Source organism: Amantichitinum ursilacus (assembly GCF_001294205.1).
GTDB lineage: Bacteria > Pseudomonadota > Gammaproteobacteria > Burkholderiales > Chitinibacteraceae > Amantichitinum > Amantichitinum ursilacus.
On sequence record NZ_LAQT01000006.1, the window covers coordinates 31957 to 46106 of the forward strand.

The window sequence follows — 14150 nt, forward strand, 5'->3', positions numbered from 1 at the left end:
TTGCGGGGGCCGGACCGGCCCGGATTATTTCTTGGCGGCGGCGCTGTCGGAGGCCACTTGCGCAATCGGCGTACTCGACGTCGCGACATTGGCGGCGGCCGGATCATCCAGCGCGACCGGTGCGCTGGCCATATCGCCCAGCTTGATCAGGCGCGAGGCGGGCAGGGTATCGCCTTGCCAGCTCTTCAGCTTGTCGCCTTCAAATTCGAGCGTGAACTTGCGTTCCAGATGCATGGTACCGCCCTTGGCTTCGCTATAGACATAGTCCCAGCGGTTGCCATGGAAAGCGTCGGTCAGCAGTGGCGTGCCCAGCACGTAGCGCACTTGCTGGCGGGTCATGCCTTGTTTGAGCTGGGCAACCTGATCAGCGGTGATCTCGTTGCCCTGGGGAATTTGCAGCTTGTACGGAGCCAGCACGTTGCCGACGCTACAACCCGCCAGCAGCGCAGCGGCGCAGATTGCAATAAAGGAATGTTTGATTTGCATGCGTCAGGTGTTTCACGTCGAGGAAAAAGTGAGGGCGGTATTGGCCGCCCGGAAAACGCTATATCATAACCCGATCTTGCCGCCCGGAGCAGATGCGGCAGCAAGTTGCGGAATGTATCATCCGCCCGCACTTGATATCTCCGGATCGTAATTTGATCTTCTTTGACCAACAGACGGGATTAGCCATGAGTTCTGCCGCTGAACTGAAGGGCATGGGGCTGAAAGCCACCGGCCCCCGCCTGCGCATACTTAATCTTTTTGAGACCAGCGCCCAACGCCACCTGACGGCGGAGGACGTGTATCGCATTTTATTAACCGAAAATATCGACATCGGCCTGGCCACCGTTTATCGCGTGCTGACGCAGTTTGAACAGGCCGGCATTCTGGTGCGCCATCATTTTGAAAGCGGCAAAGCCGTGTTCGAAATGAACCAGGGCGGCCACCACGACCATCTGGTGTGCATGAAGTGTGGCAAGGTCGAAGAGTTTTTTGACCCCGAAATCGAGCAACGCCAGGACGCCATTGCCGAACGCCACGGCTTTGAAATCCAGGACCACGAGATGTACTTGTACGGCCTGTGCGCCGATTGCAAAGTCATCAAACCCAAAAAGCCCTGATCCCGTTCGCTGCATGATCGCCTGGCTCGATCACACCCCGCGTTTTCCGCCCGTCAGCCATGCCACGCGTGACCCCAACGGTCTGCTGGCGGCTGGCGGCGATTTGTCACGCGAGCGCTTGCTGGCGGCGTATCAACTGGGCATTTTTCCGTGGACCATGCCCGGCGAACCGCTGCTGTGGTGGAGCCCCGATCCGCGCATGGTGCTGCGCCCGGCCGATCTGCACGTGCCCACCTCGCTGGGCAAAGTCATTCGCAACCGGCCATATCGGGTGGCGTTTGATACCGATTTTGCCGGGGTGATGCGCGGTTGCGCGGCGCCGCGGCGCGATACTGATCAGACCTGGATCAGCGATGACATGATCGCGGCGTATACCGATCTGCATGCCATCGGCTACGCCCACAGCGCTGAGTGCTATATCGATGGTCAGCTGGCGGGCGGCCTGTATGGCGTGGCCATCGGGAATATGTTCTATGGTGAATCCATGTTCGCCATTCGACCGGATGCCTCCAAAATCGCCTTTGTGCATCTGGTCCGCTATTTGCAGCAACAGGGATTCGGCCTGATCGACTGCCAGATGCACACCGAGCATCTGGCCCGCTTTGGCGCAGCAGAAGTGCCCAGAGCCACGTTTACGGCCGATTTGAGCCAGCTGGTCAGGCATACCCGCATACCGGGCCGCTGGCACTATAACGATGAGAACCCGGGAGCCCCATGAATCCCCGCGGACACACGCTCCAGTTACAGTTTTATGCCACCACGTCGTACCCGTGCAGCTATCTGCCTGAGCGCATGGCGCGCTCGCAAGTGGCGGTGCCCTCCGAGCTGATCGATGCGCGCACCTATAGCCAGCTGGTGTTGCATGGCTTTCGCCGCAGCGGCCAGTTTGTGTATCGCCCGCATTGTGATCACTGTCAGGCCTGCGTGCCGGTGCGCATTCCGGTGGCCGAATTCGAGCCCAATCGCACGCAACGGCGCACGCAAAAGCATCATGGCAATCTCAAAACCCGCTTGCTGGGGCTGGAGTATTCCGAGGCCCATTTCCAGCTGTACCAGCGCTATCAACTGGTGCGCCATGCGGGCGGCGGCATGGACCAGGATAATCGCGAGCAGTACGAGAACTTCATTCTTAAAAGCAATGTGGCCAGCTTTCTGGCGGAATTCCGCGAAGAGGGCCAGGTGCGCATGGTCAGCCTGATTGATCAGCTCGATGACGGCTTGTCATCGGTCTACACCTTTTATGACCCCGATATCGTCGGGGCCAGCTTTGGCGTGTTTAACATCCTGTGGCAGATCGGGCTGGCCAAGCAGTTGGGCTTGCCCTATCTGTATCTGGGCTACTGGATCGAGGAATGCCGCAAGATGGCGTACAAAACGCGCTATCACCCGATTGAAGGCTTGATCAACGGCGAATGGCAGCCGCTCAAGTTGCAACCCGAATAACCGGGCCGCGACCGCGATCCAGTGTAAAAAAAGGGCGCTATCCAGCGCCCTTTTTGCGTCTGCAAGCCGGCGTAAAGCGTTTACGGCAGCACCACGGTCAGGCTGGTCCCGGCTGGCACGGCGACGCTTTCGGTCCACGTTGCGCCCAGATTGCGTCGCAGCGTAGGGAACATACCGTGGCTGACCAGATAAGACGGCTGGCTACCCGGCAATGCGCTGTCGCGCTCCGCGGTGTAATCGCTGCCAGCTAGCGCGGGCAGGGTAAAGGTGGTGCCGTTAACGGCCTCCACATACTGCGGATAGCCATACGTAGCGGGCGGCGTCGCCGAGAACAACGCCACCGACGCCTGCCAGTGCCGCAATGCGCTCGCCAATGTGGCGGGCGTACCCGGTTTGCTGGCGGCGGCTGCGCGGATGGTGTTATCCAGCAGCGTCAGGCTATCGGTGCTGGTGAAATTGGTGAGCAGTTGCTGGTAGAAATTGGCCACGCCGTATTGCCGCGTCAGATAGCCGATGAAAGCACCGCCGGTGCTGTAACTAAAGCAGGTGGCCGTCGTATCGTTATTGAACAGATCGAAGCCGCAGTTATAGCCGCCCGCGCCCAGCCAGTCGCTAAAGCGCAGATCGCGCACCGCGTTGTAGGCCGGATTGATTTGCGTATCCACGATGTCTTCCATGCCCATCGCGGTCATTTCTTCCAGCCAGTTGGCGTTGTCATACACGCTGCCGCGCAGCACGGTGCGCTGGTAGAAATTGATCATGTGGGTAAATTCGTGCGCCAGCGTGCTTAGCTCGTAATCCATGCCGGTGGTGTTGTGGCGAGACGGGGTCCGGGCGTAATAAATCGTTTCCGAGTCGAGAAAGAACGACAGTGATTCATTGCTGGACGCCACATAGCTTGCACGATAGTTGTTGCGCTCAAAAAAGTAACCAACAGTGCCGAATGGCGCCTGGTCTCTTTTGATATTGATGATCACGATATCTATGGGTTGACTGGCATCGATTAACTGGCTGGCTTTGCTCGCCGGAATCGCGCCCCAAGGCTGGCCAGCAAGGTTGGTGACCATCGAATAAATAGAGGTTGCAGGATCTGCCGGGTTACTGGTGCCGCTGGCAAAAGCGTTGCCCAACGCGGTGACATCGGCTGCCGTAACGCTAACGGCCTGATTCGTGCCAAATTCGAGGTCTTCCACCCAGATATTGACCACACGGCCATCGGCCGTGGTCCAGCTCTGGCGCAGCGTGGTGGCATGGGAGCCATTGTCCGCGTCGATCCAGTTACGCGGCGAGCCTACCGTATACGCCACGCGTTGAGAGGGCTTGAGCGCCAGCTTGCTCTGGCTGGCAACCTGCGCGGCGGTGGGGCGTACAAAGTCGCGCACGCTGGCCGGAATCTGGTTAATCGGCGGCGTTTTCAGCTTGCCCGCGCGCATCTGGCTGGCGCTGACGGCCGCCTGGGTCGAGGTCTGGATCGGGATGTTGTACATCGTCACCGGATAGCTGCTGGTGTTGCTGACGACCAGCGCGCCGGTGCGGCCCAGCGTGTTGGCGATATTGATATCCACCAGCACGGTGGCGGAGGTCGTGTTGTCATAGCTCCACGTGCCGCTGACACCGGCCGCGCCCGCGGTGTTGGCATCCAGCGCGCCACAATCAGCGCCATTGCAATCCGCGGTCAGACTGGCGTGCGCCGAAGGCGGCGCAGTAGGTAGCGGCGTGGGGACGGGCGTGGGCGTTGGTGTGGGGGCGCCGGGTGTGGGCGTCGGCGTTGGCGCCGGGATTTCGTTACCACCACCACCGCCGCCACAGGCGCTTAACGCCACCAGCGCGCTAACGGCCAACCAGGACCGAACCACTGCTTTACCCACTGCCATTGCTGATACCCCAACACCCAGAGTCAAAAAACGCCCGTCTCTTTACGCGGGCGGGTCGATCTGAATCGTATATCAGAAATGTCTCAATCGTCCGGCGCGGTTACCTTTTGTCGAAAGTTCGACACAAGCGCCGTGATGCACGCTACATCACGCGGAAAAAAAACGGGCAAGCCGTAGCTCGCCCGTTTCCGCTTGCGGCAGGGATTAGCCCTGCAGTCCGTTGTGACGCAGCAGCGCGTCGTTGCTTGGTGCGCGACCACGGAAGGCAATAAACGATTCCAGCGCCGGACGGCTGCCGCCGCGCGCCAGGATCTCCTTGCGGAAACGCGCACCGGTTTCTGCACTCAGCACACCGGTTTCTTCAAACGCGGCATAAGCATCGGCGGACAGCACTTCTGCCCACTTGTAGCTGTAATAGCCAGCCGAATAACCCCCGGCAAAGATATGGCTAAAGCTATTGGGAAAGCGGTGATATTCCGGCACGCGTGGCGCATCAAATTCTTCCAGCAACTGGAAGTAGCGTTGCAGCGCCTGCGGGCCGGTGGTGTCGACGTGCAGTTCCATATCAAAAATCGAGAACACCACCTGACGGATCATTTGCGAACCCGACATGAAGTTTTTAGCCGCCAGCATCTTGTCGAACAATTCGCGCGGCAACGGTTCGCCTGTGTCAACGTGGCGTGTCAGCTGCGGCAGCAACTGCCATTCCCAGCAGAAGTTCTCCATAAACTGGCTGGGCAACTCGACCGCATCCCACTCCACGCCATTGATGCCGGAGACATCGCGCTCATCCACTTCGGTGAGCAAATGATGCAGCGCGTGGCCGGTTTCGTGGAACAGCGTGATCACGTCATCGTGCGGCAGCAGCGCGGGCTTGCCGTCCACGCCTTCGGCAAAGTTACACACGATCAACGCCACCGGCGTCTGGATGCCGCCATCGGCCAGCGCATGGCGGCTGCGCACTTCATTCATCCACGCGCCGCCTTGTTTGCCTTCGCGCGCGTACATATCCATATACAGGCCACCGACCAGGCTGCCGTCTTTGTTACGCAACTCGTAATAGCGCACGTCTTTGTGCCACACCGGCGCTTCGGCCGGCACAAACTGCAGGCCGTACAGCGTTTCCACCAGGTGGAACAAGCCGGAAATCACCGTCGGCTCGGTAAAGTACTGTTTTACTTCTTGCTCCGAGAACGCATAGCGTTGTTCGCGCAGTTTTTCCGCGGCAAAGGCCTGGTCCCACGGCTGCATATCGTCGATGCCGAGCGTGTCTTTGGCGAATGCCGACAATTCGGCGCGATCCGCCTGCATATACGGCCGCGCGCGCTGGCCCAGGTCACGCAAGAACGCCAGTACTTCGGCGGGCGAGGTGGCCATCTTGGTTTCCAGCGATTCGGCGGCGTAGCTCTCAAAGCCCAACAGCGCGGCGGCTTGCTGGCGCAGATTGTGGATCTCGTCGATCAGCGGGGTGTTGTTCCACTCGCTTTTGCCAAACTCGGCGGCGCGGGTGGCGTAAGCGTGATAAATCTTTTCGCGCAGGGCCCGGTTGTTGGCGTATTGCATTACCGGAAAATAGCTCGGCATTTTCAGCGTCAGCTTGTAGCCCGGCTTGCCATCGGCTTCGGCGGCGGCGCGCGCGGCGGCCAGGTTATCGGCAGGCACGCCGTCCAGCTCGGCCGCGTCATCGATATACAGCGCAAATTCGTCGGTCGCGTCGAGCACGTTCTGTGAAAAGCGCGTGGTCAGATCGGATAATTTTTCAGCGATTTCTTTGTATTGTGCTTTCTGCGCCGGGGCCAGTTCGGCACCAGACAAGCGGAAGCCGCGAATCGCGTGCGACAACACCATCTTGCGTTCGTCGCTGTAACCGGCAAATTCGGCGCTCTCGGCCAGTGCCTTGTAATGCGCATACAAGGCTTCGTTCTGGCCCAGATCGGTAAAGAAGTTGGACATGCGCGGGATATTGCTGTTGTACGCTTCGCGCAGTTCCGGCGTGTTGACCACGCTTTCCAGATGCGCCACGGTGCCCCAGGCGCGGCCCAGTTGTTCCAGCGCTTCTTCGGCCGGCAACACAAAGGTATCCCAGGTCGGGTTGGTCAGCGTTTCGGCGGCCTTGATCGCGGCATCGGCGCGGGCCAGCAACTCGTCCAGCGCGGGCGTTACATGTTCGGGGCGGATTTCGGCATAGCGCGGCAGGCCCGAGAAATCGAGCAACGGGTTGGCTTGGGTCATAGGTGCTCTCGGTTAGAATTGGGCGTGCAGCCCGGTCGGGCTGGATCATCGGTTTAAATACATGACCGCGCAAGCGGCGATTTTCAAGCGAGCACAACATGGCGATCGAAGCATTTGAATCTATCTGGCCGCAACTGGCGCAAGGCGCGTGGGTGCATGCCAGCGCGCAGGTGATCGGCGAGGTTACGCTGGGCGCCAACAGCTCGGTGTGGCCGGGCGCGGTCATTCGCGGCGATGTCAATTTCATCCGCATAGGCGCGGACAGCAATATTCAGGATTGCAGCGTGCTGCATACCACGCATCGGCGGCCCGACGATCCGGACGGCGCGCCGTTGGTGATTGGCGATCGGGTGACGGTAGGGCATGGGGTGATGTTGCATGGCTGCACGATCGGCAATGAGTGTCTGATTGGCATGGGCAGTATTGTGCTGGATCGGGTGGTGATCGAAGACCGCGTGATGTTGGGGGCGGGGTCGTTGGTGCCGCCGGGCAAGGTGTTGCGGTCGGGGTATTTGTATATGGGGCGGCCGGCGAAGGAAGTGCGGCCGTTAACGGAGGGGGAGTTGGCGCATTTTGCTTATTCGGCGGGGCATTATGTGCGGTTGATGGGGAAGTATGTGGCGGGCTAAGGGGGTGGTGGGGGGCGAGGGGGTTCAATGGCCTAGCCTGCGGCGCATGTCTGGATGTTCGGCTTTGTCTGACCTGGAACCCTTAACCGCTTGAGCCTGCGGCGCATTTTTGATACCCGGGGGTGCCCGGGAGCACGTTACTTTTCTTTGTCTCGCCAAAGAAAAGTAAGCAAAAGAAAGGCGACCCTCCGCGCGGTAAAGCTGCGCAGAAGGGATAAGGTCAAAAGCCGAAACTAACCGTCTGCATAACCGGGTTTTGTAGCTGCCGCTCCGCGGACGCGAGGCTCAGTCGGAGCCGCTGCGCTGTCTCCTACCTTCGCCCGCTCAGGAAATGGTTGGGGTTTTGCACGCGGGGTCGCCTCGTTGCTGCGCAACATCGGGTGGGCGTGGATACTGAGCCGTGACGGTGAACGGCTGTAGCGCGAGCTGATCGCGTCACTTTTGCGCAAACCACTCCCTCATACGGTGGGTCTAGACCCACCATCCAAAGCCATTCCCAAGAATGATTCGCTGGACGTTTTACTCGCGAGCCGATCGCGTCACCTCTGCGCAAACTACCGCCTCATACGGTGGGTCTAGACCCACCACCCAAAGCCATTCCCAAGAATGATTCGCTGGATGTTTTTTACTTTCCCACTTTGAGCGCCCCTGCGCCCGTGCGGGCACCTGCGCCGGCAACACTTGGCGTATCGCTCTCGTATCGCATCGCATGCATTCGTATATCGATGCTTTCTAATAAATAACATAAACCTGACTTCGTCATAAAACGGTCACTGTCCACCCGGCAGAATCGCGTCGTTTTACGCACGCCCTTCGCCCCGAACCCTCCGCCTGGACTCTGCCATGAAGCTCAAAACCATCGCTTTTACCTTGTTGGCCGCTACGGCTGCCGTTGTTGTTGTTCCCGCGCACGCCAGTATCGAGTTGTTGGCCACCGCCAGCATTGCGGGCAACAGCACCGACCTTTCCGGTTTGACCAATACGTTGGAAAACGGCGCACCCAATAACCTGCTGGGTGGTTTTGGTTCGGGGATTGCCTATGCCGGCAATGGCACGTTTGTGGCGATGCCGGATCGGGGGCCGAATGCGGTTTCTTATAATTCGGCGCTGGATGACACCACCAGTTATATCGACCGTTTCCAGACCTTCAAGCTCACACTCAGTGCCAGCAGCGGCGGCAATCTGCCGTTTACGCTAACGCCCACGCTCACCAAAACCACGCTGTTGAGCAGCAGCACGCCGCTGGTTTATGGCAGCGGCGCGGGTCTGGGTGTGGGGAGCGGGGCACCGTCGCAAAACACGGCCAGCACCAATTACTTTACCGGTCGCTCGGATGGCTTCGATCCGACCAAACTGTCGGGCAGCCCGAACAATGCGCGGCTGGACCCGGAAAGCATTCGCGTGTCCAACGACGGCAAGTCGGTGTTTATTTCGGATGAATATGGCCCGTACGTTTATCAATTTGATAAAGCCACCGGCCAGCGCATCAAAACCTATTCGCTGCCCGCGTATTACGACGTGGCCCATCTCAGCCCGGTGGGCAATACCGAAATCAGCGGCAACAGCACCGGCCGCGTGGCCAACAAAGGCATGGAAGGCCTGGCCATTACGCCCGATGGCAAGACGCTGGTGGGTGTGATGCAAAGCCCGTTGATTCAGGACGGCGGCACCAAAGGCCTGCAGACCCGCATCATCACCATCGACGTGGCCACCGGCGAGACGCATGAATATGTCTACACGCTGGCCAACAAGAAAAACACCGTCAGCGACATTATCGCCATCAACGACCATGAGTTTCTGGTGGATGAGCGCGATGGCAACGGCGGCACCGATGCGGCCACCAAAAAGCTGGTGCGCGTGGATATCACCGGCGCCACCGATGTCAGCGGCGATGTAACCCTGCCAACCAGCCTGACGCCGGTCAGCCAGTCGCTGTTCCTCGATCTGCTGGACCCCAAATACGGCCTGGCGGGCAGCAGCTTTCCGGCCAAGATTGAAGGCCTGGCCTTTGGCGATGACGTCACCCTCAACGGCCAGACGCTGCACACGTTGGTAGTGACCAACGACAACGATTTTCTGACTGACGCCAGCAGCAATTTCTATGTATTCGGCTTTACCAACGCCGATTTGCCGGGCTACGTGGCGCAGCAACTGGCGGCCGTGCCAGAACCGGAAACCTATGCATTGATGGGGCTGGGGCTGGTCGGTCTGGTGGCGGCGCGCAAACGTAAAACGCGCGCTGCGGCACACGCATAAACGCATCGCCATTCAGGCCATGATTGACGGCGCGGGCCGGGTCCGCGCCGTTTTTCTCTACGATGCGCCCCGGTACCTGCAACCAGAGAACGGAAGGCAGCAGGCTCAGGCCAGGCCCACTAGCAGCGCCGAATCATTCCACAGCGCCAGCGCGCGCCCTTCGTCGTAGGACACCTTCGAGGAGCGTGCCTCGATCAGCCGGCCGTCGTTGGACTGAAAATAACGGCCGGACGCAGCGGCATATTCCGCATCCACCGCCACCCGCGCCAGACATTGCCCCGAGAATTCGGGGCTGCCGATCGTCACGCCCAGGCGCCGCATGATCCACGGCATCAGCGGGGATTGAGCCAGCCATTGCACCGGCTTGGGCATGGATCGCAGAAAGCCGGTGCCCGGCGCGGAACCCGGATCAAACGCCAGCGCGGCCACCGTGCTATCGGCCCGCCGTAACCGGCGATGCAGCTGATACGCATACAAGAAATTGCATAGCTTCGAAGTCGAATATCTGACCCCGGATGAATGCGGTTTCTTGCCGTCCTTGCCGTCATTGGCCAGTGCAATGGCATCCGGTTCGGCTGCCGCGCCCACCATCTTTCCATCCATCGTATCGGGGTCATGCGTGCCACTGGCGGTATACACCACGCGGCCGTGCGCATGAATCTGATCCAGCAGCAGTTCCACCAGCAAAAAATGTCCCAGGCAGTTGGTCGCAAACGTTTCTTCATAACCGTCGACGGAATACGTGGGCGCGCCACTCAAACGAACGCCTGCGTTACACAAAATGGCCTGCAGCGTATCGATCGTCCCGGCGGCCAATAGCGCGCGGCACTGCGCCGCCGCGCTGCGCACCGACGCCAGCGACGACGTATCCAGTTCCAGCGGGTAAACGTGGACGCCATGCCGTCGGGCCAGTTCAAGCGCAACGGGCTGGATGCGTGCCAGATTGCGCCCGGCCAGCACCAGGTTCATCCGGTAGTGCGACGCCAGATACTTGCTGCATTCCAGCCCCAGGCCGCCGTGGCCGCCGGTAATAAGAACGGTTGGCATGGTTATTCCTTTTGCGCGCTTGAATCCGCCGCCGCGATGGTGCGGGCAAAGCCCAGAAACTCCAGCGCCAGGTGCAGCTTGTGCCCCTCAACCATCTCGTCAGGTGCTGCCGCAGGAAAACAGCAGCCCGCTTTAACCTTGAGCCCATTGTCGATCGGCTTGAACTGCATGAAGGCCGGCGCGTTGGATACGGTGCCATCGGGCAAGGTCGCGACCGCGCCAAACGCAAACGGATAGCTCTCGTCGCGCGGGATCGGCAGCGAGATATCCTGCACCGGGGTCAGGCACATTTCTGACGGGCCGCCGTACATGCCAAATGTCTCGACGCCTTGCAGCTTGCCGTTGTCTTTGGCAATGAAAAAATGGTCGGGATGCAAGCTCGGGTAATCCTGCAAGAACGGCGTTTGCGCCTGCATATTGCGGGCAAATTCATCAAACGAAATGCCCGTGATCGTGATGTCGGCCACGCAAGCGCGCAGCGGCTGCCCGACCGATGAGGCGTTCATGTCGCGCCATCGTTGCTGCGAATCCGCCAACTGGGTTTTGAACATCGTGCGGATCTGGTCCGGACTGCACGATTTGCGCACCGCCACCGAAATCGCCAACGCTTGGCTCGCGTCCAGCAGATTGATGTCGTCGTGCGACAACACTGCGCCCGCCGTTTCGATCACCGCCCCGGCGCGCTTCATTTCATGCAGGACATGCAGATCGCGGTGATATCGGATCAACGCCAGCAGACCCAGCGAATAGTCTTGCCCGTCGATGTTGCACTCGAAAGTAAATTCACGCATGCATGGCCTCCGCCAAAAAGTCTGTTGAAATCAGCCTGCCTCGGCCATCCAGGCCACCGCATCGGCGCCCGCTGCGATGCGAAAGGGGGACGTGGCGTCAGTTGCGGCGCGCCAGATGGCCTCGGTGACGTCGGACGTTTGCGTGGTCGGTTCTGTGCTGTCGCGCATCTGCGCTACAACGCGGGCAATCATCGGCGCGTAGTCGGGATGCTCGCTGCCGCGCAGATGCGGGAAGGCGTTGTTGCCGAATTGCGTTTCGGGCGCGCGCCCGGGGATGACCAGATGCACCCGCACGCCAAAGGGCCGGGTTTCTTCCGCCAGCGATTCGGTCAAGGCGTTCACCGCCGCCTTGCTGGCGCGGTACAGGCCCACCAGCGGCAGCGGCTTGAGCGTGGTGGAAGAGCTGACGTTGACAATGACGCCAGCGCGGCGCTGGCGCAACGCGGGCAACACCGCCTGGATGACCGCCAGTGTGCCCAGCGTATTGGTCTCAAACAGCGCCCGCGCCATATCGGGTTCAGTCAGTTCTATCGGTGAGGGAACGCCGAAACCGGCGTTGTTAACCAATACGTCAATGGGCCCCGCGGCCTCGACCGCGCGCGCAATGCTGGCGGCGTCGGTGACATCCAGTTGCAGCATGCGCAGCCGCTCGGAAGGCGGCAGCAGCGTCGGGTCGGGCTTGCGCAGCGTGGCGACGACGTCCCACCCGCGATCCAGAAACAAGCGGGCGGTTGCCAGACCAAAGCCAGAAGAACAACCGGTAATCAGGATGCGTGGCATAAAAATCTCCAAGGGTTGATGCCACAAAAGCGTAGCCCTGCGGACCGGTACTTGATATGGTCTTTGGTCTCAGTTTCTTTGGAGATAGTCTTGATATGGCTACCGATCCGCTCGCCGATGTCGTGATGCTGCTGCAACCGGCAGTCCGGTTTTCCAAGCTGGTTGAATGTGCGGGTCTCTGGAAAATCCAGCGCGCGGGCACGGGCGACCCGTTTTACTGCGCGATTCTGGATGGCCATTGCCGCGTGACGGTGGATGGGCTGCCGCCCGTTGTACTGAGCGCGGGTGATTTTTTGCTGGTGCCAGCCATGTATGGCCTGGTGCACGAAAGCCTGGAGCCGGCAGCACAAGAAACCACGGTAGAGCCGGTGGAAATCAGCGAGGGTTGCTTTCGCGTGGGCAGCCTGGAAGGCCCGGCGGATCTGCGTATGCAGATGGGACACTGCCGCTTTGGCGCGCCCGATGCCGAGTTGTTGGTGCCCTTGCTGCCGCAAGTGATTCTGGCGCGCGGCGAGCCGCGGTTTGCCACGCTGATGCAGTTGGTCGCCGCGGAAACGCGCGCACGCCGACCGGCGCGCGAACTGGTGCTGGAACGATTGTTAGAGCTGTTGCTGATCGAAGCCATGCGCAGCGGCGGCGAAACCACGTCCGCGCCGGGCCTGGCCCGCGGCCTGGCCGACCATCGCCTGGCGATCGCCCTGCGCGCATTGCATGCCAGCCCCGAGCGCCCGTGGACCATCGCGGAGCTGGCCGCGCAAGCCGCGTTGTCGCGTTCGGTTTTCTTTGCCCGCTTTAGCCGCACCGTGGGTTTAAAGCCGATGGAATATTTGCTGGCATGGCGTATGGCCTTGGCGCGGCGGCTTTTAAGCGAGCGCAAGCTGGGCATGGAGGAGATTGCGGGCCGGGTCGGCTACAGCTCCGCCAGCACGTTCAGCACCGCGTTTGCCCGGCACACGGGGATGCCGCCCGCCCGTTACGGCCGCCTGGCCGGGTCTGGATCAGCGCAGGCTTTCGCAGAAAACCCACGCTGACGCGGTGGCCGCGCCCAGCCCCGCCAGCGGGTCAAAACCGCACCACCTGGCGCCGATGCACCCAGCCATCCGCGCCGACGACAGCATCAGGCTCGTGCAGATAGCTCATGGTGTCGCGCCAGAAGCGGCGGCCGCGCGTGGGCGGGGTCGAGGTCCGCTGTGCCGCAGGCAGTGCGGGCGTCAGCGCGCGGGCCTGGGCTGGGGTAAACAGCGCAAACGTGTGTAAAGGCAGGCCGATCATGCGCGTGCCTCCTGTTGCTGACGCTGCGCCAGCGTGCGCACCGGCATGCTGCTGAGCAAGAGATTGATGGCCGGTGCGCTGGTGGCGGCGTGCAGCGCTTGGCGAAAATACCGGTCGTGCAGGGCGGACACCAGATCGGCCAGCACTTGCAGATGCAGCTGCACGGTTTTGGCCGGCATCAGCAGCACAAAAAAGTCCTGCACCGCTTTGCCATCGGGCGCATCGCAGTCGATGGCTTGCAGGGTGCGTACAAACAGCAAATACGGCGCGGCCAGGCCAGCGATGCGCGCATGCGGAATCGCCACGCCGCGGCCCAGGCTGGTGGGGCCGATGCGTTCGCGGTCCTGCAATTGCTGCAGCAAGACGCTGGCGCGCACGCCAGTGGCCGGGGCGGCCAGGTTGGCGCAATACGTCAGCAGCGCATTGCGGTCAGTGAGCGGGGCGTCCAGCACAATCTGCTGCACCGGACAAAGATCAGCCAGGGTGGCCATATGCGTTTCTCCTTGCGTAACAAGATGCGACCAGCCTGGACAAGCCGGCATAAAAAAGCCGTAAAAACTGCGGGCTGCGGCGATTTTTATATTTTGTTTACAGCGCCCACCCCAGCCTTTATCTGGCGTTTACGCGGCCGCGCCTAGAGTCCAGCGTGTTCTCCGACCCGGCATCTCGACCGGGCGGAGGGTTCTGGAGAATAAGTACATGGACGCTGTATATCTGGGGTTG

The 14150-nt window shown here is 60.7% G+C and carries 14 protein-coding genes; 6 read left to right on the plus strand and 8 right to left on the minus strand.

Annotated features, from left to right (window positions below; translation table 11 throughout):
• Window positions 1-24: 24 nt before the first annotated feature.
• A complete protein-coding gene (locus WG78_RS08170; protein ID WP_083458867.1) occupies window positions 25-486 on the minus strand; it encodes an outer membrane protein assembly factor BamE in 462 nt (153 codons plus the stop codon).
• A 185-nt stretch (window positions 487-671) separates the two neighbouring features.
• Here WG78_RS08170 and fur point away from each other — a divergent pair, with 185 nt between their 5' ends.
• From fur to WG78_RS08185, 3 genes are read left to right on the plus strand one after another with little or no spacing between them, the layout of a single operon-like run.
• The gene (fur, locus tag WG78_RS08175; protein ID WP_053937318.1) at window positions 672-1103 is read left to right on the plus strand and encodes a ferric iron uptake transcriptional regulator; all 432 of its coding nucleotides are present in this window, start codon (window positions 672-674) and stop codon (window positions 1101-1103) included.
• A 13-nt stretch (window positions 1104-1116) separates the two neighbouring features.
• The gene (gene aat, locus WG78_RS08180) at window positions 1117-1821 is read left to right on the plus strand and encodes a leucyl/phenylalanyl-tRNA--protein transferase (RefSeq protein WP_053937319.1); all 705 of its coding nucleotides are present in this window, start codon (window positions 1117-1119) and stop codon (window positions 1819-1821) included.
• Window positions 1818-2546 carry an arginyltransferase gene (locus WG78_RS08185; protein WP_053937320.1) on the plus strand — a complete coding sequence of 243 codons (729 nt, stop codon included), beginning with the start codon at window positions 1818-1820 and terminating at the stop codon, window positions 2544-2546. The genes aat and WG78_RS08185 overlap by 4 nt, the downstream gene beginning before the upstream one ends.
• 80 nt (window positions 2547-2626) lie before the next feature.
• Here the strand turns inward: WG78_RS08185 and WG78_RS08190 are convergent, their stop codons facing one another.
• Complete coding sequence (locus WG78_RS08190; RefSeq protein WP_053937321.1) at window positions 2627-4420, minus strand: M30 family zinc metallopeptidase; 1794 nt, start codon at window positions 4418-4420, stop codon at window positions 2627-2629.
• Between the two features lie 204 nt (window positions 4421-4624).
• Window positions 4625-6652 (minus strand): M3 family metallopeptidase, encoded by a 2028-nt coding sequence (locus WG78_RS08195; protein ID WP_053937322.1) that lies wholly within the window; start codon window positions 6650-6652, stop codon window positions 4625-4627.
• A gap of 98 nt (window positions 6653-6750) precedes the next feature.
• On the opposite strand from WG78_RS08195, the gene WG78_RS08200 reads away from it, so the two are divergent.
• Entirely contained in the window at window positions 6751-7281 is a 531-nt protein-coding gene (locus WG78_RS08200) for a gamma carbonic anhydrase family protein (RefSeq protein ID WP_053937323.1), read from the plus strand.
• An 843-nt stretch (window positions 7282-8124) separates the two neighbouring features.
• A complete protein-coding gene (locus WG78_RS08205; RefSeq protein ID WP_053937324.1) occupies window positions 8125-9537 on the plus strand; it encodes an esterase-like activity of phytase family protein in 1413 nt (470 codons plus the stop codon).
• Window positions 9538-9642: 105 nt separating this feature from the next.
• Here WG78_RS08205 and WG78_RS08210 read toward each other — a convergent pair whose 3' ends face one another.
• The 3 genes from WG78_RS08210 to WG78_RS08220 are packed head-to-tail and all read right to left on the minus strand — an operon-like array spanning window position 9643 to window position 12155.
• A complete protein-coding gene (locus WG78_RS08210) occupies window positions 9643-10584 on the minus strand; it encodes an SDR family NAD(P)-dependent oxidoreductase (protein WP_053937325.1) in 942 nt (313 codons plus the stop codon).
• Between the two features lie 2 nt (window positions 10585-10586).
• On the minus strand, window positions 10587-11375 hold the full coding sequence (locus WG78_RS08215) for a hypothetical protein (RefSeq protein WP_053937326.1): 789 nt from the start codon (window positions 11373-11375) through the stop codon (window positions 10587-10589).
• 30 nt (window positions 11376-11405) lie between these two features.
• Window positions 11406-12155 (minus strand): SDR family oxidoreductase, encoded by a 750-nt coding sequence (locus WG78_RS08220; protein ID WP_053937400.1) that lies wholly within the window; start codon window positions 12153-12155, stop codon window positions 11406-11408.
• 95 nt (window positions 12156-12250) lie between these two features.
• Here WG78_RS08220 and WG78_RS08225 point away from each other — a divergent pair, with 95 nt between their 5' ends.
• On the plus strand, window positions 12251-13186 hold the full coding sequence (locus tag WG78_RS08225; protein WP_053937327.1) for an AraC family transcriptional regulator: 936 nt from the start codon (window positions 12251-12253) through the stop codon (window positions 13184-13186).
• A 31-nt stretch (window positions 13187-13217) separates the two neighbouring features.
• Here WG78_RS08225 and WG78_RS08230 read toward each other — a convergent pair whose 3' ends face one another.
• Entirely contained in the window at window positions 13218-13427 is a 210-nt protein-coding gene (locus tag WG78_RS08230) for a hypothetical protein (RefSeq protein WP_053937328.1), read from the minus strand.
• Window positions 13424-13918 carry a PTS sugar transporter subunit IIA gene (locus WG78_RS08235; protein ID WP_053937329.1) on the minus strand — a complete coding sequence of 165 codons (495 nt, stop codon included), beginning with the start codon at window positions 13916-13918 and terminating at the stop codon, window positions 13424-13426. Before WG78_RS08235 ends, WG78_RS08230 begins: the two co-directional genes overlap by 4 nt.
• Between the last annotated feature and the right edge of the window lie 232 nt (window positions 13919-14150).

What these genes read in the sequence shown, in the direction of transcription:
- WG78_RS08215 (WP_053937326.1), bottom strand. Translation starts at nt 11,375, where the DNA reads ATGCGTGAATTTACTTTCGAGTGCAACATCGACGGGCAAGACTATTCG.
- WG78_RS08235 (WP_053937329.1), bottom strand. Translation starts at nt 13,918, where the DNA reads ATGGCCACCCTGGCTGATCTTTGTCCGGTGCAGCAGATTGTGCTGGAC.
- aat (WP_053937319.1), top strand. Translation starts at nt 1,117, where the DNA reads ATGATCGCCTGGCTCGATCACACCCCGCGTTTTCCGCCCGTCAGCCAT.
- WG78_RS08185 (WP_053937320.1), top strand. Translation starts at nt 1,818, where the DNA reads ATGAATCCCCGCGGACACACGCTCCAGTTACAGTTTTATGCCACCACG.
- WG78_RS08170 (WP_083458867.1), bottom strand. Translation starts at nt 486, where the DNA reads ATGCAAATCAAACATTCCTTTATTGCAATCTGCGCCGCTGCGCTGCTG.
- WG78_RS08205 (WP_053937324.1), top strand. Translation starts at nt 8,125, where the DNA reads ATGAAGCTCAAAACCATCGCTTTTACCTTGTTGGCCGCTACGGCTGCC.
- WG78_RS08220 (WP_053937400.1), bottom strand. Translation starts at nt 12,155, where the DNA reads ATGCCACGCATCCTGATTACCGGTTGTTCTTCTGGCTTTGGTCTGGCA.
- WG78_RS08190 (WP_053937321.1), bottom strand. Translation starts at nt 4,420, where the DNA reads ATGGCAGTGGGTAAAGCAGTGGTTCGGTCCTGGTTGGCCGTTAGCGCG.
- WG78_RS08210 (WP_053937325.1), bottom strand. Translation starts at nt 10,584, where the DNA reads ATGCCAACCGTTCTTATTACCGGCGGCCACGGCGGCCTGGGGCTGGAA.
- WG78_RS08225 (WP_053937327.1), top strand. Translation starts at nt 12,251, where the DNA reads ATGGCTACCGATCCGCTCGCCGATGTCGTGATGCTGCTGCAACCGGCA.
- WG78_RS08195 (WP_053937322.1), bottom strand. Translation starts at nt 6,652, where the DNA reads ATGACCCAAGCCAACCCGTTGCTCGATTTCTCGGGCCTGCCGCGCTAT.
- WG78_RS08200 (WP_053937323.1), top strand. Translation starts at nt 6,751, where the DNA reads ATGGCGATCGAAGCATTTGAATCTATCTGGCCGCAACTGGCGCAAGGC.
- fur (WP_053937318.1), top strand. Translation starts at nt 672, where the DNA reads ATGAGTTCTGCCGCTGAACTGAAGGGCATGGGGCTGAAAGCCACCGGC.
- WG78_RS08230 (WP_053937328.1), bottom strand. Translation starts at nt 13,427, where the DNA reads ATGATCGGCCTGCCTTTACACACGTTTGCGCTGTTTACCCCAGCCCAG.